The organism is Gracilibacillus sp. JCM 18860, from assembly GCF_055395245.1.
Window position 1 is genome coordinate 3,923,452 of sequence record NZ_AP043868.1, and the last position, 19,185, is coordinate 3,942,636.

The following is a 19,185-nucleotide window of genomic DNA, read 5'->3' on the forward strand; positions in this document are numbered from 1 at the left end:
AGGTCGTAAGGTTGCAGTTAGGCGCAATTGAAGCAGGAGGAACCAAATTTGTACTAGGAATTGGCAATGAGCAAGGGGAAATTTTAGAAAAAATCATCATTCCAACGGAGCATCCAGACATAACCGTTCCTAAAGTCATCGAGTTTTTTCAAGATAAAGGAATAGAACGTCTCGGTTTAGGAGGCTTTGGTCCAATCGATATCAATGAAACGAGTCCAACCTATGGTCAACTCCAGCGAACACCAAAAACGGACTGGGTGAACTATCCATTAGGAGCTAAATTAAAGGAAGCATTAGGCGTACCAGTCATTATCGATACAGATGTAAACGTAGCAGCAATGTCTGAGGCGAAATGGGGCAATGCGACAGATGTGGATAGCTGCTTATATATTACGGTTGGGACAGGCATTGGTGCAGGTGCCTACTTCCATGGTCAAACATTGAAGGGACTGTCTCATTCAGAAATGGGTCATATTAAGGTAAGAAGACATCCAGATGACACGTATAGTGGCACATGCCCATACCATGGTGATTGTCTGGAAGGAATCGCCGCAGGTCCATCCTTGGAAAGACGTTGGGGTAAGAAGGGCCATGAGCTAGCAGATGACCAGAAGGTTTGGAAAATGGAAGCATATTATTTAGCCCAAGCATTAACAAGCTATATTTATATTCTGTCTCCTGAACGAATTATTATGGGTGGTGGTGTAATGAAGCAAGAACAGCTTTTCCCACTCATTCGCAAAAATGTACTAGAAATGCTAAATGGTTATGTGAGTTCTCCTTATCTTACAGAAAAAGAAATTGATCAATACATCGTGCCACCAGGTCTAACCGACGAGGCTGGCGTAAAAGGTGCACTATACTTAGCAATGCAATAAATAGATCTCCGAGACAATTCTCGGGGATTTTTTAGTAGTATAAGAAAAGCTAACGCGAGCTCCTCTAAAAAATGGATTCGATAATTAGATGTAAGCTACCCCAAACATATGAACCAAACGTAAATTAATTTACATCCTTTCCTTTCCAATACCTATAAAATCATACTTTTCCAAGGAATTCTGTTTTCCTTCCCTTTACATTTCCTTCACAAACTTTAGACATTCTGTTTAATCGTAATTAAAACTTGCCTAGTAGAATGATAGATACAGACAACTAGAAGTGAGGTGAGTGATGATAATCGATTTGCATATACATTCCACTTTTTCCGATGGAGAGCTAACCCCTGAGCAAATTGTGGCCACAGCAGTGAGAAAAGAGATCACGATAATATCGATCACAGATCATGATGAAATGGCTGGTTATGTTAAGGCAAGAAAAAATGCGCCAGCTAATTTACATGTGATTCCCGGAAGACGGGGAAGATGGCGAATTACATATACTCGGCTATTATATAAACCCTGACTGTGAGGCATTAATAAGACATATTGCTTGGCGTAAAGAGGAACGGAAGCAATGGGCTCAAGATATTATCGAAAAATTAAATCAGTTAGGCTATGCTGTTTCCTTAAAGGAATGTCTTCAGAAAGCAACTGGAGATATTATCGTACGGACACATATAGCAGATGTTTTAGTCGAAAAAAGCTATTTTCACACAAGTAAGCAAGCCCATGAAAAATTGTTAAAAAAAGGCGCAGATGCATTTGTGCCGAGAGCTCCGTTCACAGCAATACAAGCAATTGACTTGATTCATGAAGCTTGTGGACAAGCTTTTTTAGCACATCCAGGTATTTATCCTGAAATCCCTCCTATAAAAAAATTGATGGAGAATGGCCTTGATGGAATAGAGGTCTATCATCCAAAGCATTCTGTAAGTGACACGCAATATTGGAAGGGAATCGCCATAAAATATAGCTGCCGTCAATCTGGAGGAAGTGATCATCATGGACCAAGCTCCCGAAATCCTTATCCGATTGGAAGTGTTTTGGTTGAATCGGACTGTATCGACCAATGGAAACAGGAGGTGTAGCTGATGTACTTATATCTGTCTTCAACCCTTTGTTGGAACTACCCAATACCTGATGTGCTGCAAATAGCAGAAGCATTTCATTTAGATGGAGTAGAGGTTTGGATAGACCAGATACATTTTCATCAATCCACTCTTGAAGAGATCATAGAAGCTAAAAAGTATACGAATCAATCCTTAACAATTCATGCATCAAGCTGGGATCTAAATCCTTGTGCATTAAACCCGGAAGTACAAAGAAGTTCATTAAAGGAAATCGAGTATGCGATGGAAGTAGGAGATAGGCTGGATGCAAGGAATATAACAATTCATCCAGGGAAAATGACGATCGAGCATGTGGATCGAAAGCATTATATAAAGGTCTTAAGACAGAATTTGCTCAGACTAGCTGAAAAAGCAAATCAATACAATGTCCACCTATCCGTAGAGTTAATGGAGGAGAAGCAAAAGGAGCTTATCACCACTCCGAATGATATGAACGACCTATTGGAGGGGCTACCTGATCGCATTCGGGTAACCTTTGATGTGGCACATGTTCCATTAGATGTAGAGCCGAACAATTACTATGAAAAACTGAATCGCATTAATAAGATCCATCTTAGTGATACTTCAAAGGAAGCCTACCATATTGCATTAGGTGATGGGGAGAGCAAATTAGATAGAATCATTACCGAATTAAAGGATAGTCATTTACCTATTGTTTTGGAAGGATTCGATCAAAGTCCATCATTCCCCTTATTAAAAAAGCATCTTCAGTATGTAGAGCAAAAGGCAGTCTTAGGGAGGGAAGCGCTTGAGAATTTTAGTTACAAATGATGATGGCATCTTTCATCCAGGTATAGAAGCAATGGTGAATGTTCTTGGCCACTTTGGAGAGGTATATGTCGTAAGTCCAGATAAGGAAAGAAGTGCTATCAGTCATTCCATAACATTACGCCATCCAATTAAAGCGATCGAAAATAAGCTTTTTACGACAGCAATCCAATCATGGATGGTGAATGGCACACCAGCAGATTGTGTGAACATGGGGATCAATGTATTAATGAAAGAACCCCCAGATATTGTTTTTTCAGGGATTAATATTGGGCCTAATTTAGGAAGAGATATTTTTTATTCGGGTACGATCGCAGGAGCAATGGAAGCTACGTTACATAACATCCCTGCTGTTGCTGTTTCGTTAGCATCGTTTGACAGTCAATATGTGAATTACGAGCAGGTCAAAATTTTATTTTATCGATTGGCGGAGGTGATTTTTCAATATACATTACCTAAGGAAATACTGCTAAATGTGAACTTACCATACACCTCAAAGGAATTGTGCCGTGGTGTTAAAGTGGTGGATGTAGATATGCAGGTACAACGTTATCGCTATGTTGGACTGAACGATCCACATGGTCAAATCTATTATTGGTTAAAGGACGAATACCAGCAGCTAGATAAACTGAGGGAAAATAAAGATTTTAGTAGCCTGCGAGAAGGATATATTACGATTTCGCCTGTTGAGCTAAGAGCAAGTAATAAAAGAAAAAAAGAACAACTGAATCGATGGTTTTCCCACAGCGTTAACCGTCCGTAAGCTTCCGTAGAATTTTAATTTAAGGAGGAATTATGTTATGTTTCGTTGGAAAAATATGATTTTATTCATTGGTCTTATCACCGTTTTAGCAGCATGTTCTACCTCCGAAACTTCTGGGAAGGGAAGCTCAGACGTTTCAGGAGAATTATCCTTTTATACCTCTCAACCAGATGTGGATGCAGAACAATTAGTTCAAGCATTTAACGAAAAATATCCGGATGTAAATGTCTCTATCTATCGATCTGGAACAGAAGAAGTGATGAGTAAGGTGCAAGCTGAAAAACAAGCGGGAGAAGTGCAAGCAGACGTTCTCTTAGTTGCAGATTCGGTAACATTTGAAAGCTTAAAGGAACAAAAGATGCTAAAAGCATATGAATCCCCTGAAATGGAATCCATTCCGGAGCCATTCGTCGATCCAGATCATATGTATGCAGGCACGAAGGTTATGTCGACGGCAATGGTAGTGAATACCGATAATGTAAAGGAGCCCCCAGCATCATGGAATGTTTTAACAGAACAAAGTGGTAATGTAGCGATGCCAAGCCCATTATATTCCGGAGCAGCTGCTTACAATCTAGGAGTTTTCACACGCACTGATGGATTTGGATGGGAATTTTACGAAGCTATACAAGCAGGTAATCCGACAATCACCCAAGGTAATGGCGCCGTTTTAAAAGCTGTTGCTGCAGGAGAGGTGGACTATGGTATGGTTGTCGATTTTGTCGTGGCACGTGCTGAAGCAGAAGGTTCTCCCGTGACACTCGTCTATCCGGAAGAAGGAGTACCAGTCATCACGGAGCCGATTGGAATTATGAAAGATACACAAAATGAAGCTGCCGCTAAGGCATTTGTCGATTTTGTTTTATCAGAAGAAGGACAAGAGCTTGCATCAGAAATAGGCTACACGCCGATTCGGGAAGGTGTAGAAGCACCTAAAGGTCTAAAAACGATTGAGGAAATGAAAGTCTTAGAAGCGGATACTAAAGAATTATTTAAAGCACGAGAGGAAGACAAGCAAAGATTTAATCAACTCTTTGGAGAATAGGTGAAAACATGCAAATTTCCACAAAAGAAAACAGGGGGATAATGCCAAAACGTGCATTATCTTCTCTCTTTACCTGGCAAAAAATTTTAATGGGTCTAGCTTTAGTTATGATTGCAATTATTTTCTTACTTCCAATTTATCGATTAATAGCCTTAAGCATTCAGGTTGATGGATCCTTTAGCCTTGCGAATTATACGACGATTTTACAGGATAGTAAGACATGGTCAGTTATGGGAGATACGATTCTCATTGTGCTCGGATCTACTACTATTTCTGTAACGCTAGGCATTGTTTTTGCTTGGCTTGTAGCATATACCGATATTCGGGGAAAGCGACTAATGCAACTATTTATCATTTTGCCCTTTGTTATACCCTCTTATATTACGACATTGGCATGGACACAATTTTTCGGAGCAAATGGTTTATACGAAAAGTTAGCAGAACTTTTTCCCTTTTCATTAGGATCGGTTAATTTATATAGTATGGGTGGCATCATTTTTGTACTTGGATTTTCTCATTATCCACTCGTTTATTTACTTTCCATTAGTGTTTTTCGAAAAATACCACGTGAAGTAGAACATGCATCGCGTGTGTCGGGTGCCAGTAGCTGGCAAACCTTTCGACGAGTGACCTTACCACTAGCATTACCTGGGATAGCAAGTGGTGGTTTTCTAGCGTTTCTAGCCAATTTAGATAATTTCGGAATTCCAGCTTTTCTAGGAATTCCAGCAAAAATTGATGTGCTCAGCACCTATATTTATCAACAGGTTGTCGGTTTTGGTCCCACTGCTTTTGAACGTGCTTCCACACTATCCGTTTTGTTAGGTGTAATTGCTTTAATGGGGACGTTCCTGCAATGGCTTTTACTCAGAAAATCAAAGCGAATTGAAACAACGGTAGAGGATGAGAAGGCTAGATTTTTTTTAAGAAAATCAAAGGTCATCGTTGAAATCATATTATGGAGTTTTTTACTACTGACTAGCTTAGTTCCACTTTTGGCGATGGGGATGACCTCTTTACTTCCTGCTTATGGGGTAGATTTTACTTGGGATCATATCAGCCTGAAAAACTATCAATTTGTACTAGAAACGAGTCCAAAAGCGAAAAGAGCGATTGGCAATAGTGTTCAGCTAGCTGTTGTCATCACGATTATCGGTGTAATGATTGGAACAATGTTTGCCTATTTCCGTGTGCGTAAACCAAATAGGTGGAATCAATTATCGGAAATCGCGATAAGCCTACCATATGCATTGCCTGGAACGGTAATGGCATTATCCATGATTTTTGCTTGGATGGAGCCAATCCCTGGCTGGAATCCTGGAATCTATGGATCTGTGCTTATCTTATTTATTGCCTATTTTACAAGATTCCTCATTTTACAAGTAAGAGGGAGCATTACGGCAGTGTTACAGGTTGATTATACGATGGAAGAGGCAGCGATTGTTAGTGGTTCTAACAGTTGGGTGAAATGGAGGAAGATCTTATTACCATTATTGTTACCAAGTATATTAAGTGGTGCTTTTCTAGTTTTTTTGACAGCTTTAACTGAATTAACGGTTTCCTCTCTTCTTTGGTCTAGTAATTCAGAAACAATAGGTGTTGTCATTTTTGGATTTGAACAGGCTGGCTATACTACTTATTCGACGGCATTTTCTAGTCTGATCATTATTTTCATATTACTCGGCTTTTTTCTATTGTATATCACACAATTCTTATGGAATCGAAAGGTGGCTCGAGCAAGATGACTATAAAGGTGCAAAGGCTAAGTAAAAGATTTTCTAGCTTTGAAGCATTACGTCACATAGATTTTTCTATAGAGAAGGGTGAATTCATTGCAATTCTTGGACCATCTGGCTGTGGAAAAACAACGCTACTACGGCTATTGGCAGGATTTTTATCACCAACAGAAGGAACGATTACCATTGGGGATCAGGAGGTTGGCAATCCAACGAAAACCTTACCACCTGAAAAAAGGAATATTGGAATGGTTTTTCAGTCCTTTGCTCTATGGCCACATTTAAATGTGGCAGAACATATTCGATTTCCTTTACAGCATCATCGATTTGTATCAGAGGAAATAAAGCAAAATCAGAAGAAACGCATGGAGGACGTGCTGAAAATAGTGGAATTAGAATCCTTCCGTACCAGGATGCCAAGTGAACTATCTGGTGGTCAGAAACAACGTGTCGCTTTAGCTAGAGCCATTGCTCCAAAGCCTGAACTGCTACTAATGGATGAGCCCTTAAGTAATTTAGATGCAGAGCTCAGAATGGAGATGAGAAGTGAAATTCAATCATTGCATCGATTGACGAATGCAACCATTCTATACGTTACGCATGACCAGAGTGAGGCATTAGCAATGGCAGATCGAATCATCGTTATGAATAATGGACAAATAGAACAAATTGATACACCTACAGAGATTTATCATCATCCTAGGACGCCATTTGTTGCGAAATTCGTAGGGAAGGCAAACTTAATGAAAGGGAAGTGGACGAAGGATCGTTTTACACCAGATTTGATCCCAAGTATTCAGTGGCCAGATATTGGAATAGAGCCAGATATGAAGCAATTAGGTTACTATCCGATTCGTCCAGAACAGCTGATCCTAACTAAGGAGCAGTCCTCCAATCAAGCTGTTCCAGCAGTGATTACATCGATACAATTTCAAGGAAAAGAAATGCATTACAATGTGCAGGTTTTAGGGGAGGAGTGGCAGATTCAAACAGGTCTAGGGGATCCATTCGATTTAGGTGAGCAGGTTTTTCTAGAGATAAAGCAGGAGGTTTTATTAAGTAGTACTCCAACACATATGCATTACGTCTATTAGAGCTAATTAATCGCTTTCAAAGTTAGGGTATGATAAACTAATGCTACCTTGTGGAGAGGAGAGGATCAGAGATGAAAAAAATAGAATTAGGAAAAAGTGGTTTGCATGCTAGTGAAATCTCATTAGGCTGTATGCGGATCGATCAGCTTTCGATACAGGAAGCAAGTCGTGTTATTGAGAATGCACTGGATCTAGGTATTGATTTCTTTGATCATGCAGATATATATGGTGGTGGAAAGTCGGAGGAAATATTTGCAGATGCGATTCAAATGAATCCACAAACGCGTGAAAAAATCGTTATTCAAACAAAATGCGGCATTCGAAAAGGATTTTTTGATTTTTCTAAGGAACATATTATAAGCTCTGTCGATGGTAGCTTAAAAAGATTAAAAACAGATTACATAGATGTTTTATTACTCCATCGCCCAGATGCATTAGTAGAACCAGAAGAGGTTGCAGAGGCATTTCATGAATTGAAGCAAAGCGGGAAGGTGCGCCATTTCGGTGTGAGTAACCATAATCCCATGCAAATTGAATTGTTGAAAAAATATGTAGAACAGGACTTAATTGCGAATCAGCTCCAATTAAGCTTAATGTTTACACCAATGATAGATGCAGGACTTAACGTTAATATGGAAGATGATCCAGCCATTGTTCGTGATGGTGCTATTTTAGATTACAGCCGTCTTCATGATATGACGATACAGCCATGGTCACCATTCCAGCATGGTTTCTTTGGTGGAGTTTTCGTGGACAATGATCAATTTCCCGAATTAAACAAAAAGTTAGCAGAAATAGGTGAAGCAAAAGGTGTATCGAAAACAACGATTGCTATTGCATGGATATTGCGACATCCTGCTCATATGCAACCAATCGTCGGTACTATGAACACAGAAAGATTGAAGGAAATTGCGAAAGCCTCCGATGTCTCGTTAACGCGAGAAGAATGGTATGAGTTGTATCGAACAGCAGGCAATCGTCTACCATAAAAAGCAGTCTAAATGAGAAAAACCTATGTTATGGAAGTAATCATAGGTTTTTCTTTATACCTTTGGAAAGTATAAAATTTCTGCAGAAATAATGCGACGAAGCGAAAATCCAAAGGATAAGAAAAGCTAACACATTCGATTAAGGAGGAGCGAATGCGAGTTTTTCTAATGTTTTTAATGATCTTTTGTTTCTGCAATAATGGATAGTATCTCAGGTGGAAATACGACCTGATCGTCATCCCTATGTTGGTCAAGAGTGTCAGCTGCTTTTATTTTGTTGACTTCCTTATGAATTCGCTCCATCTTCTCGTCTAACTCATTAGCAGATAGAGCTGCATCCTTCAATTCCTTCTGTAAGGGTTCTGGAATGACCTTATTATATTTATAATAAATTTTGTGTTCTAGACTTGCCCAAAAATCCATCGCAATCGTTCTAATTTGAATTTCTGTAAACACATTTTCCACTCTATCTGACATAAAAATAGGTATTTGGATAATTAAGTGCAGGCTTTTATAGCCATTAGGCTTAGGATTTTTAATATAATCCTTCTTCTGAATAACGGTAATATCCTTTTGCTGTTCAAGCATATCAGCAATACGATATATGTCGGATACAAAAGAGCAATTAATACGAATTCCTGCAATGTCATGAATATGTTCTCTAATCGTAGCAAGATCAAATGGTAGGTCTTTCTTTTGTACCTTTTTCATAATACTTTCGGGTGATTTCACCCGTGATTTGACATGTTCAATTGGATTGTAATCATGCATATACTGAAATTCCTGCTGAAGTATATTAATTTTCGTATTAACCTCTTCTAGTGCAAATTTATATGCCATCATAAAACGAGTTAATTCAACTTTTAGCTTTTTGATATTGCTGTAATCTAGGGGTGTATCCATTTAGTTAGTAGAACTCCTCTCAAATGACTGGTATCTATCACTATTATTACTAGCATGTGAATGAAAGTCAAAGGTTAGCTTCATTTACGGTTATATTGTTGGTTCCTAATAAAGAGAGCTGAGGTAGTCCCATAAATCGCTGAATACCTATGGCACATGCACCTACAACACCAGCTTTTCCACCAAGCTCAGAAACGGCTATCTTATGGTAATTCGATACAGAAGAAACCAAATGTTTATCTAGTTCTTCTAACGCATGTGGATAGAAATTTAAAATAGGACTGTTTAAGACAATCATTTCAGGATTATAAATATTAATAATATTATTTAAACCAATACTTACATCTGCTAACCAATCGTTGATTACTTTTATCGCGTCTTTATCTCGATTATCGACTAATTTCTCCAAATCTGCATGGGATGAAATGTTCACTGGAAGGACATGCTTTGCACGGTTCAACAGTGCTGGTTCAGAGGCATATCGCTCCCAGCAGCCCTCATTGCCGCAACGACAAGGCCTTCCTTTCGGATAAACAATCATATGCCCGATTTCGCCGGCATGTCCATTGTATCCCTTTTGTAAATTTCCATTAATAATAATTCCAGCACCAATTCCTGTAGATAATGTAATATTTAATAAATGATTGCTTTGATGGTAGTAAAAAACTTTTTCAGCATAAGCAGAAAGGTTTGCATTATTTTCTATATAGACGTTTTTTATACCTCTAGCCATCAGATCCTTCTTTAAATCCTTCTCTCGCCATTGATATTTTGGAATAAAATAAATCGTTTCATCTGTAGAAACAGTTCCATGAATACCAATCGTTACTTGTGCTAAACCATAGGTTGAATCAGCGAAAATTGTTTTATATTGGGAAATTTTATTTGCTAAAAGCTCAACTATCTCCTCATAAATATCGGAAAATAAATCGACTTTCTCAAAAAGGACTGTATCTCCTTTAAGATTCATCACATTAAATAGAATGTTTTCATAATCTAAATCGATCCCTAAAAAATACGCACTTTCTTCATTGATAGATAGTAAAATAGGTCTTCTACCTAAACCACTATGTTTTTCCTGTGTCTCAAAGATAAAATGGTCCTTGATTAAATCTCCAACCTGACTAGATATAGTTGCTTTATTTAAGCCTGTCTTCTTTGATAGATTCGCTCTTGAGATTTTTTTCTGAGTAAATATTTCCTGCAGGATCAGATCACGATTCATTTTTTTTATATAGGTTCCATCTCCTATCACGATTCTCCCCCTTTTTCAAATAGTTATTTGTTTAACGGATAAATTATAGATGTAAACTTATATTAAATGGAATTATAACAAATCAATGTAAAACTGGCTATAAATTCACAAGAAAGATGATAATTTGTTTACTAGATAGATTTAATAGAATTAAAATGATGAGCTTAACCGATTCGTTAATATAGAAAAAACAAAGGAAATAAGGTAATCTTAAAAAAATATTGAAATATAAAACGTTTTCATTTATAATGATCTCAACTAATTAATTTACCCAATAAACTAATGTGGGAGTTAGTTAATTTTAACAGATTGGAGAGGACAACATGAAGAGAAAGATATTTCTTATGTTTATTGTTATAGTAAGCGCTATCACGTTATTAGCATCCTGTAGTAATTCATCTGATAACAAGGAAGGAAGTAGTGGCGATAGTAGTGGGGAAACTATTACATTAAAGCTTGCTGAAAATCAACCAGAGGATTACCCAACAACTGTTGGAGATAAAGAATTTGCAAGATTAGTAGAGGAAAAAACAGATGGTCGTTATAAAATTGACGTATACGCTGGTGGACAGCTAGGGGATGAAGTGAGTGTTATCGAGCAGGTACAATTAGGTTCCATCGATCTCGCTCGGGTAAATGCCACACCCCTAACACAGTTTAATGATAAGATTGGTGTTCTATCCATGCCATTTCTATTTGAGAGTGAAGAGGAGAAATGGGAGAAATTAAATGGAGACATTGGAGAAGAACTACTTCAAACATTTGAAGGTACGAGCTTAGTTGGGTTAGCTTACTATGACTCTGGTGAACGAGCTTTTTATAACTCGAAACGTCCGATTGAGAAGCCAGAGGATCTAGAAGGATTAAAATTACGTGTTCAACAATCTGATTTAGCAATTTCTGTTGTAGAGGCATTAGGAGCATCTGCCACACCAATGGCCTATGAGGAAGTTTACTCTTCATTACAAACAGGAGTCATTGATGGAGCGGAAAATAACTTCCCAAGCTATTACACGAGTAACCACTATGAGGTAGCTAAATATTATACGGTTAATGGTTATTCTGGAACACCAGAGATTGTTATTGGCTCTCAAAAGTTGTGGGATAGCTTAAGTGAAGAGGATAAACAAGCCTTCAAGGAAGCTGCAAAAGAATCGGTAGCTGTCCAACGAGAGGCGTGGACTGAATTAGTGGAAGAGTCCACGCAAGCTGTAGAGGAAGCAGGAAGTGAATTAACAGAAATAGAAGATATCGCAGTATGGAGAGAGGCAGTTCAGCCAGTTTACGATGAATATGAATCGCAATATGGAGATTGGATTGAGAAGCTAACGAAATAGTTTTGTTAGCTAGAAGGAGGAAGATTTTATGAATCTTTTTAAAAAAATCGTTTCTCTACTAAACAAGATGCTAATTGGAATTGTTCTAACAATGCTTGGATCTATGGCGATTGTCATTATTATTCAAGTCTTTTCTCGGCAATTTTTCGATTACACTCCATCTTGGTCTGAGGAACTTTCTCGATTACTGTTAGTATGGATTAGCTTTTTAGGAATTGCTTATGGTGTAAAGGCAAGATTGCATATAGCCCTAGGTCTTGTTATCAATAAGCTACCTAAGTCGATTCAGCATCTATTTGATTATTTTTCGAAGATATTAATTATTGGCTTTGGGATCATGATGATCTATTATGGCTATCAGTTTGTTGTTCTAATGGGAGCGTCCACGATGCCTGGTACAGGATTACCAAGTAGTTTCCTATATGCAAGTATACCTGTGTCCGGCTTTTTCCTTACATTATATGGCGTGGAATTGTTATTTACTAAAGGGCTACACCAAGATTTAACAGAAGAGATAAGTGAGGTGTAAGAAGGATGGAAGTCGCTATATTAATAGGAAGCTTTATTATTTTATTATTATGTAGAGTCCCAATAGCACTTACGCTGATCTTGTCTTCCTTAATAACAGGAATGTATATGGATATAGATTTAGCCGCTATTTTACAACGTATGGTAAGTGGCGTGAATTCCTTTTCTTTATTAGCTATTCCATTTTTTATATTAGCTGGTGAGATTATGAATGAAGGAGGAATTTCTCGTCGATTGATCAATTTTGCGAATGTTATCATTGGGAAAATTAGAGGCGGTCTTGCTATGGTGAATGTATTGGCAAGTACTTTCTTTGGTGGTATTTCTGGATCAGCATTAGCAGATACCTCCTCTCTCGGTTCTGTTTTAATACCGATGATGAAGAAAAATGGTTATGATTCTGATTATTCGGTATCTGTCACGATTTCTAGTGCTGCACAAGGTGTATTAATCCCACCAAGTCATAATATGATTATCTATTCAACGGCAGCAGGTGGTGTTTCTGTCGGAGCCCTATTTATGGGAGGACTTGGTCCAGGATTACTTCTTGGGATTGCCTTGATGGTTTTAACTTATGTCATCGCAGTTAAACGAAACTATCCAAAAGGAGAAGTCATTGATCGTAAGGAGATCCCTCGTATTATGTGGGAAGGTTTACTAGGCTTATTAACGGTTGTTATTATTATGGGAGGAATTCTTAGTGGGTTCTTCACTGCTACGGAATCTTCCGCTATCGGAGTATTATACGCATTCATTATTACATTCTTTGTCTATCGGGAAATACCGTTAGCAAGAATGGGGGTTATCCTATACCGAACGTTTAAAACACTTTCAATGGTTATGTTTCTTATTGCTGCCTCTTCTGCATTTGGCTGGTTATTAGCATTACTTCAGGTGCCAGCAATGGTATCTGATTTCTTAATCGGTATCTCTCCAAATGATGCCATCACCGTTCTGTTTATAGTGATTATCTTACTTTTATTAGGTATGGTAATGGATATGGCACCATTGATTTTAATTACAACACCTATCCTACTTCCAGTGGCAACAACTGTAGGTATTGATCCTATCCATTTCGGAGTTCTGCTTATCATCTGTTTAGCAGTAGGTTTAGTGACACCTCCAGTTGGCTCTGTGCTGTTTGTAGGATCGGCAATCGGAAAAATTCCTATCGAAAAAGCATCCAAGGGAATGATCCCATTTTATGCGGCAATGATTGTCGTGGTCTTACTTGTCGCTTATGTACCTGAGATTTCACTATACTTGCCATCGATCTTTGAACCTTAATACAAGAAAAACTTTATCGATAAATCATAAAGAAAATAGCATACTAGAAAGACGAATGATAAAGATATTGTTGTCAAAATACGCAGACTCCTGCGGGAAAGTGAAGTATTTTGACAAAGCGGTGATGGAAACTCGTTTTAAAAGGCAAATAAAACGAACGATTTTAAAGGATCGTTCGTTTTTTTGCTTACTTTAATTACTTTTTTGTAGCCATGTTCATCATAAGAGCACTCTCAGTCAAAAAAACGGAAAAATAAAGCAATAGTAGTTATTTTTTTATCTAATCGTATACAATAGAATCAAAAGTATAATAGGTTAGGTGATGTTCATTGAAAAACTTTAAAGTGAACTATCGATTAGAAGGAGAAGCTGGCAAAATTAAGGCCCATTCCCATATTGAATATGAAATATATTTATTTCATAAAGGAACCTGTCGTTATTTGATCCATAATCAGATATACGATTTACAGCCAGGCGATATTTTATTAATGGACGGATTGGCACTACATAAACCGAATGTACCGATAAACAGTGATTACATACGAAGCCATGTTCATTTTGCACCACATTCCATCGAAACATTACTTTCATCCTTAAATGCTTCTAGTTTATTAGACGTTTTTCACAAGCTTGGGCATTGCTTAATAAGGACAACAAACAAGCAAGAAGTGAATAAATTAGCTGGACTGATTAAACAAATGAGTGAAATTAATCATGAGCCTATGTCTAAACAAGAGCAAGAGTGGGAACTGAAGGCATTGCTTGTACAGGTGCTGATCATCGTCAATCGGCTTGGGAATACATCGTCCATTAAAGTGATATCAAAGAAATTGGATAAAACATGGCAGGCTGAAAGGATTGCAACATATATTCAACAGCATTTTCACGAAAAGCTCTCGATTGATAAAATCGCCACACAGCTAAACCTTAGTAAATCATATGTCTCGCACGTATTTAAGGAAATGACGGGTTTTACCGTGATGGAATATGTGATGGCATGTCGACTGAAGCAAGTTCAATACCTATTAGAAGTAGAAGAAAGAAAGACATTACAGCAAATTGCTGATGAGAGTGGATTTGAAAGCGTTTCACATCTAAGTCGATTTTTTAAGAAACAGATGGGCATCACTGCAAAAACGTATCGAATGGAACGATTAAAAATCTTTAAGGAGTGAGTCAAATGGCAAAGGTAAAATTAGGTGTTATCGGTCTAGGACAGCAAGGTAATGCGTACGCAAACTTTCTTCAAGAAGGTAAAATCTCCAATATGGAGCTTGGGGCTATTTGTGACCATGATCCACAGAAGAGGAAGCTGGCAGAGGAGCGCTACCCTGAAACCCCATTTTATGAAAATTATTTGGACATGTTAGAAAGTAAAAATGTCAATGCTATCGTAACCTGTGTCCCACACTATTTACACCCAGAGATGGGGATAGAAGCATTAAAGCGTGATATCCATGCATTATTAGAAAAACCAGCAGGTGTGTATACAAAACAGGTAAGAGAAATCAATGAATTTGCGAAGCAGAAGCCACATTTAACCTATGCAATCATGTTTAACCAGCGAACAAACAAATTGTATCAAAAAGTAAAAGAAATTATCGATAATGGAGAGATTGGCAAGATTCGACGGACAAATTGGATCATTACCACATGGTGGCGTCCACAGGGCTATTATGATCAAGGAACTTGGCGAGCAACATGGGATGGCGAAGGTGGCGGAGTTCTCGTTAATCAAGCCCCACACCAAATTGACTTAATCCAGTGGATTTGTGGCATGCCAAAAAAAGTGTATACAAAAGCTCAGTATGGATTCCAGCGTGATATACCAGTGGAGGATGATGTGACGACCATTTTTGATTATGGTAATGGCGCAACCGGTGTATTTATTACATGTACACATGATGTCATGGGCACTGATCGATTAGAAATCCTTGGGGACAAGGGGAAAATCGTCGTAGATAATAGTAAAAAAGTAAACATTAAGCGACTTTTGAAACCAGAAAGTGAAATGAGTGCTACGATGTCGATGCATGAGGTTTCCGAGATATTACGTGGAGACGGCCCTGGAGCAATTTATGAGGAAGAAATGATCGAGTTTGACAGTATGTGGGGTGGACAGCACCAAGCTGTATTAGAAAACTTTGCCGCAAACATTTTAGATGGAACGCCACTAATCGCTCCTGGTAGTGATGGAATTCACGGTGTAGAGCTAGCAAACGCCATGCACTTGTCAAGCTGGTTAAATCAGGAAGTAAGTATACCAATTGATGAGGATCTATACTTAGAGGAATTAACGAAACGACGCGAAGCAGAGAGAAAGTAGGTGCACCTATGCTTAATGTAGGGATAATCGGACTTGGGGATATCTCTTCTATTCATTTAAAGTCTATCCAAGCAATGGAGGATGCTCGGTTAGCTGCCGTTTGTGATTTAGATCTATCACAGAAGGAAAGGTTTGATGGAATACCGTTTTATTCGGATTTCGCTAAAATGCTAACAGAACAACCATTAGACTGTGTTCACATTTGCTTACCACATCACCTTCATTATTTGGCTACAAAAACAGCTGTAGAAGCTGGTGTGCATGTTTTGTTAGAAAAGCCATTAGCTCACTCCATCCAGGATGCCAAAGCTATCGTTGAACTGGAAGAAAATCATCCAAATATCAAAATTGGTGTCTGTCTACAAAATCGTTTAAACGAAACGGTAAAAGCATTACAACAAATGGTTTCGAGTAAAAAATATGGGCAAATCATTGGATTAAAAGGACTGGTGACATGGCATCGGCCTAAGGCTTATTATGATGCCAAACCATGGCGCGGTTTTCTTAAAACAGCTGGTGGTGGTGTAATGATTAATCAAGCGATCCATACGTTAGATTTAATACAGTTAGTTGGCGGGGAGATCGAATCCATTCGCGGTTCCATTGATCAACTATTAGATTATGAATATGATATTGAAGACACAGCTACTGCCTATATAAAATTTAACAATGGTGCTACAGGGTTATTCTTTGCCACTGTTTCCAATGCACAAAATTCATCGATTGAATTTCAAGTAATGTTAGAAAAGGCTATATTAACGATAAAAGATAGTATACTAACCATCACGACAGAAGATGGGCAGAAAAAAAGGGTGACAGAAGACACAAAGCTACCTGGCTCTAAGTTTTATTATGGAGCTAGTCATGCCAAATTAATTGCCCATTTTTATCAGGAAATTCTTGGCGGTACATGTGATTACATACATGTTAGAGATGCTTTCGTTTCGATGGAAATGATTCAATTAATTCGTAATTCATCAGAAGCGAAAAAACCTATTACAATGGAGGTATTCCAATGAAAAAAGGGAAAATCGGTGTTCAAATGATGATGTTAAAAGGCAAGGTGGCTGAGAACGGAGCCTATCAAACAATGAAAAAGCTCCACGAGCTTGGCTTTCATTCTGTAGAGGTATCTCAAATACCGATGACACCAGAAAATGTAGAGGAAATGAGAAGAGCAAGTAAGGATTTTTCGATAACCATTACGTCTATAACAGCCCCTCTTGATGGAGATAACGAAAACCTAGAAGATAATTTTGAAAAGATTGTTGCCGATTGTAAAAGATTAGATTGTCAGTTTATTCGTATTGGAATGCTTCCTGTAACGATTATGGGAGATAAGGATAAAATAATGGATTATATCTCTCGTGCTGAGAAAATGGCACAGAGGCTTCATTCAGAGGGAATCTCTCTCTATTATCATACCCATCATATCGAGTTTGAGCGCTATGACGGAAAGTTTTTGCTCGATATCATGAAGGAAAATACGTCTTTATTAGGTTTTGAGTTGGATGTTCATTGGATTCATCGAGCTGGCGTAGATCCTGTTCAGCTTATACGGGAGTATAAAGGACGTGTTGCTCTTATTCATTTAAAGGATTATCGGATCGGAAATTTAGGTTTGACAGCAGAGGATTTACAGGACCGAAGCAAATTTCATAATAAATTTATCAATCTAATAGAATTCGCAGAGGTTGGTGAAGGAAATCTGAACATGCCAGCCATTATCGAAGCAAGTCTAGAAGCGGGTGCAGAGCAATTTCTTATTGAACAAGATGATACTTATGGACGGGACCCGTTTGATTGTTTACATGATTCAGCAGAGAATCTACGAAAAATGGGTTATGCCGATTGGTTTTAATAGTAAAATTCAGTGAAAACACTTACAATGGTAGATAAAGAATCAGTAGAAGGAGAGTGTACAAATGAGTAAAGCGGATGGGATGAACTATGCTCCGAAGGGGAAACCAAATCCAGTGGTCAAGGAGGGAGAATTTGTTTTTGCCGCTGTTGCCTTAGACCATGGCCATATTTTTGGTCAATGCAATGGTCTAGTAGAAGCAGGCGCAACATTAAAATGGGTATATGATCCTGATGACGATAAGGTAACTCAATTTATAGAAAAATTCCCACAGGCAAAAAAAGCAGATTCTCTTGATCAAATCTTAGAAGATGAAGAAGTAAAGCTAGTTACTGCTGCTGCAATTCCATCAGAACGAAGCACATTAGGAAATCGTGTCATGCGTGCAGGAAAGGATTATTTTACAGATAAAGGTCCTTTTACGACACTAGCTCAATTGGAAGAAACGAAGAAAGTTGTGGAAGAAACAGGACAGAAATATATGGTGTATTATAGTGAACGTATTCATGTGGAAAGTGCCGTCTTTGCAGGAGAGCTTGTCAAACAAGGGGCTATCGGTAAGGTTATTCAAGTAACAGGCTTTGGCCCACATCGTTTAAATGCACCGAGCAGACCTGATTGGTTTTTTGAGAAAGCAAAATATGGTGGGATCCTTTGTGATATTGGTAGTCACCAAATAGAGCAATTCCTATTTTATGCAGGCTGTGAGGATGGGGAGGTGTTACATAGTAAAATTGGCAATTACGACCACCCTGAGTATCCAGAGCTTGAGGATTATGGTGATGCCACATTAAGAGGAGATAATGGGGCAACCCAATTCTTCCGTGTCGATTGGTTCACTTCGGATGGATTAAGCACTTGGGGAGATGGTCGGACATTTATCGTTGGGACGGAAGGAACGATCGAGGTACGGAAATACGTAGATTTGGCTCGTGACACTGGCGGTAATCAGGTGTACCTGGTTAATAAGGATGGTGAACAGCATTTCGATGTAACTGGAAAAGTGGGCTATCCATTCTTTGGTGAGCTAATTAAGGATTGTATCAATCGTACCGAAAATGCAATGACGCAAAAGCATGCCTTCAAAGCAGCGGAACTATGTCTACAAGCACAAGAGAAAGCAATCGATGTGACAAAATAATAGATACAAAAGCTGTTTTTCAGAGAAAGTCTGGAAAACAGCTTTTGTTGTGAAGGTCCATCGTAGAATAACAAGGATAAATGGCGGGAAAAAAGAAAAAGTGGCGAGAAAACTCTTAGAAGTGGCGGAATTATCGGAAAACCT

Annotated in this window: 19 protein-coding genes; 17 read left to right on the plus strand and 2 right to left on the minus strand. The window is 38.3% G+C overall.

The window, feature by feature from the left end:
- Positions 1–11 precede the first annotated feature (11 nt).
- From ACZ5R4_RS19175 to ACZ5R4_RS19215, 9 genes are all read left to right on the plus strand, one after another.
- Positions 12–878 (plus strand): ROK family protein, encoded by an 867-nt coding sequence (locus ACZ5R4_RS19175; protein ID WP_109983736.1) that lies wholly within the window; start codon positions 12–14, stop codon positions 876–878.
- A 292-nt stretch (positions 879–1,170) separates the two neighbouring features.
- Positions 1,171–1,401, plus strand: coding sequence for a PHP domain-containing protein (locus ACZ5R4_RS19180; protein WP_464367835.1), 231 nt, complete (start codon positions 1,171–1,173; stop codon positions 1,399–1,401).
- Between the two features lie 214 nt (positions 1,402–1,615).
- On the plus strand, positions 1,616–1,966 hold the full coding sequence (locus ACZ5R4_RS19185) for a PHP domain-containing protein (protein ID WP_464367836.1): 351 nt from the start codon (positions 1,616–1,618) through the stop codon (positions 1,964–1,966).
- Between the two features lie 3 nt (positions 1,967–1,969).
- Positions 1,970–2,779 carry a sugar phosphate isomerase/epimerase family protein gene (locus ACZ5R4_RS19190; RefSeq protein ID WP_464367837.1) on the plus strand — a complete coding sequence of 270 codons (810 nt, stop codon included), beginning with the start codon at positions 1,970–1,972 and terminating at the stop codon, positions 2,777–2,779.
- Entirely contained in the window at positions 2,757–3,539 is a 783-nt protein-coding gene (gene surE / locus ACZ5R4_RS19195; protein WP_277678329.1) for a 5'/3'-nucleotidase SurE, read from the plus strand. The genes ACZ5R4_RS19190 and surE overlap by 23 nt, the downstream gene beginning before the upstream one ends.
- 37 nt (positions 3,540–3,576) lie before the next feature.
- Positions 3,577–4,584, plus strand: a complete 1,008-nt coding sequence (locus tag ACZ5R4_RS19200) for an extracellular solute-binding protein (protein WP_054787174.1) — start codon at positions 3,577–3,579, stop codon at positions 4,582–4,584.
- Positions 4,585–4,592: 8 nt separating this feature from the next.
- Positions 4,593–6,329 carry an ABC transporter permease gene (locus ACZ5R4_RS19205; RefSeq protein WP_464367838.1) on the plus strand — a complete coding sequence of 579 codons (1,737 nt, stop codon included), beginning with the start codon at positions 4,593–4,595 and terminating at the stop codon, positions 6,327–6,329.
- Entirely contained in the window at positions 6,326–7,414 is a 1,089-nt protein-coding gene (locus ACZ5R4_RS19210) for an ABC transporter ATP-binding protein (protein ID WP_277678331.1), read from the plus strand. The genes ACZ5R4_RS19205 and ACZ5R4_RS19210 overlap by 4 nt, the downstream gene beginning before the upstream one ends.
- A gap of 71 nt (positions 7,415–7,485) precedes the next feature.
- The gene (locus ACZ5R4_RS19215) at positions 7,486–8,403 is read left to right on the plus strand and encodes an aldo/keto reductase (RefSeq protein ID WP_054859742.1); all 918 of its coding nucleotides are present in this window, start codon (positions 7,486–7,488) and stop codon (positions 8,401–8,403) included.
- A gap of 174 nt (positions 8,404–8,577) precedes the next feature.
- Here the strand turns inward: ACZ5R4_RS19215 and ACZ5R4_RS19220 are convergent, their stop codons facing one another.
- Entirely contained in the window at positions 8,578–9,306 is a 729-nt protein-coding gene (locus tag ACZ5R4_RS19220) for a GTP pyrophosphokinase (RefSeq protein ID WP_054787175.1), read from the minus strand.
- 67 nt (positions 9,307–9,373) lie between these two features.
- On the minus strand, positions 9,374–10,561 hold the full coding sequence (locus ACZ5R4_RS19225; RefSeq protein WP_245902268.1) for an ROK family protein: 1,188 nt from the start codon (positions 10,559–10,561) through the stop codon (positions 9,374–9,376).
- Between the two features lie 323 nt (positions 10,562–10,884).
- Here ACZ5R4_RS19225 and ACZ5R4_RS19230 point away from each other — a divergent pair, with 323 nt between their 5' ends.
- From ACZ5R4_RS19230 to ACZ5R4_RS19265, 8 genes are all read left to right on the plus strand, one after another.
- Positions 10,885–11,898: a TRAP transporter substrate-binding protein gene (locus tag ACZ5R4_RS19230; RefSeq protein WP_464367839.1), complete on the plus strand. Its 1,014-nt coding sequence runs from the start codon at positions 10,885–10,887 to the stop codon at positions 11,896–11,898.
- Positions 11,899–11,926: 28 nt separating this feature from the next.
- Positions 11,927–12,427, plus strand: a complete 501-nt coding sequence (locus ACZ5R4_RS19235; RefSeq protein ID WP_054859744.1) for a TRAP transporter small permease — start codon at positions 11,927–11,929, stop codon at positions 12,425–12,427.
- Positions 12,428–12,432: 5 nt separating this feature from the next.
- Positions 12,433–13,713 (plus strand): TRAP transporter large permease, encoded by a 1,281-nt coding sequence (locus tag ACZ5R4_RS19240; RefSeq protein WP_109983725.1) that lies wholly within the window; start codon positions 12,433–12,435, stop codon positions 13,711–13,713.
- Between the two features lie 329 nt (positions 13,714–14,042).
- On the plus strand, positions 14,043–14,888 hold the full coding sequence (locus ACZ5R4_RS19245) for a helix-turn-helix domain-containing protein (RefSeq protein WP_054859745.1): 846 nt from the start codon (positions 14,043–14,045) through the stop codon (positions 14,886–14,888).
- A gap of 5 nt (positions 14,889–14,893) precedes the next feature.
- Positions 14,894–16,039, plus strand: coding sequence for a Gfo/Idh/MocA family protein (locus ACZ5R4_RS19250; protein ID WP_109983723.1), 1,146 nt, complete (start codon positions 14,894–14,896; stop codon positions 16,037–16,039).
- Positions 16,040–16,047: 8 nt separating this feature from the next.
- A complete protein-coding gene (locus ACZ5R4_RS19255; protein WP_109983722.1) occupies positions 16,048–17,058 on the plus strand; it encodes a Gfo/Idh/MocA family protein in 1,011 nt (336 codons plus the stop codon).
- Positions 17,055–17,900: a sugar phosphate isomerase/epimerase family protein gene (locus ACZ5R4_RS19260; RefSeq protein WP_277679612.1), complete on the plus strand. Its 846-nt coding sequence runs from the start codon at positions 17,055–17,057 to the stop codon at positions 17,898–17,900. Before ACZ5R4_RS19255 ends, ACZ5R4_RS19260 begins: the two co-directional genes overlap by 4 nt.
- Positions 17,901–17,964: 64 nt before the next feature.
- The gene (locus tag ACZ5R4_RS19265) at positions 17,965–19,041 is read left to right on the plus strand and encodes a Gfo/Idh/MocA family protein (RefSeq protein ID WP_109983720.1); all 1,077 of its coding nucleotides are present in this window, start codon (positions 17,965–17,967) and stop codon (positions 19,039–19,041) included.
- Positions 19,042–19,185 lie beyond the last annotated feature (144 nt).

Bases quoted from the DNA above. Each gene is read 5' to 3' on its own strand.
- ACZ5R4_RS19180 (WP_464367835.1), top strand. From the start codon at position 1,171: ATGATAATCGATTTGCATATACATTCCACTTTTTCCGATGGAGAGCTA.
- ACZ5R4_RS19190 (WP_464367837.1), top strand. From the start codon at position 1,970: ATGTACTTATATCTGTCTTCAACCCTTTGTTGGAACTACCCAATACCT.
- ACZ5R4_RS19200 (WP_054787174.1), top strand. From the start codon at position 3,577: ATGTTTCGTTGGAAAAATATGATTTTATTCATTGGTCTTATCACCGTT.
- ACZ5R4_RS19205 (WP_464367838.1), top strand. From the start codon at position 4,593: ATGCAAATTTCCACAAAAGAAAACAGGGGGATAATGCCAAAACGTGCA.
- ACZ5R4_RS19210 (WP_277678331.1), top strand. From the start codon at position 6,326: ATGACTATAAAGGTGCAAAGGCTAAGTAAAAGATTTTCTAGCTTTGAA.
- ACZ5R4_RS19215 (WP_054859742.1), top strand. From the start codon at position 7,486: ATGAAAAAAATAGAATTAGGAAAAAGTGGTTTGCATGCTAGTGAAATC.
- ACZ5R4_RS19220 (WP_054787175.1), bottom strand. From the start codon at position 9,306: ATGGATACACCCCTAGATTACAGCAATATCAAAAAGCTAAAAGTTGAA.
- ACZ5R4_RS19230 (WP_464367839.1), top strand. From the start codon at position 10,885: ATGAAGAGAAAGATATTTCTTATGTTTATTGTTATAGTAAGCGCTATC.
- ACZ5R4_RS19235 (WP_054859744.1), top strand. From the start codon at position 11,927: ATGAATCTTTTTAAAAAAATCGTTTCTCTACTAAACAAGATGCTAATT.
- ACZ5R4_RS19240 (WP_109983725.1), top strand. From the start codon at position 12,433: ATGGAAGTCGCTATATTAATAGGAAGCTTTATTATTTTATTATTATGT.
- ACZ5R4_RS19250 (WP_109983723.1), top strand. From the start codon at position 14,894: ATGGCAAAGGTAAAATTAGGTGTTATCGGTCTAGGACAGCAAGGTAAT.
- ACZ5R4_RS19255 (WP_109983722.1), top strand. From the start codon at position 16,048: ATGCTTAATGTAGGGATAATCGGACTTGGGGATATCTCTTCTATTCAT.
- ACZ5R4_RS19260 (WP_277679612.1), top strand. From the start codon at position 17,055: ATGAAAAAAGGGAAAATCGGTGTTCAAATGATGATGTTAAAAGGCAAG.
- ACZ5R4_RS19265 (WP_109983720.1), top strand. From the start codon at position 17,965: ATGAGTAAAGCGGATGGGATGAACTATGCTCCGAAGGGGAAACCAAAT.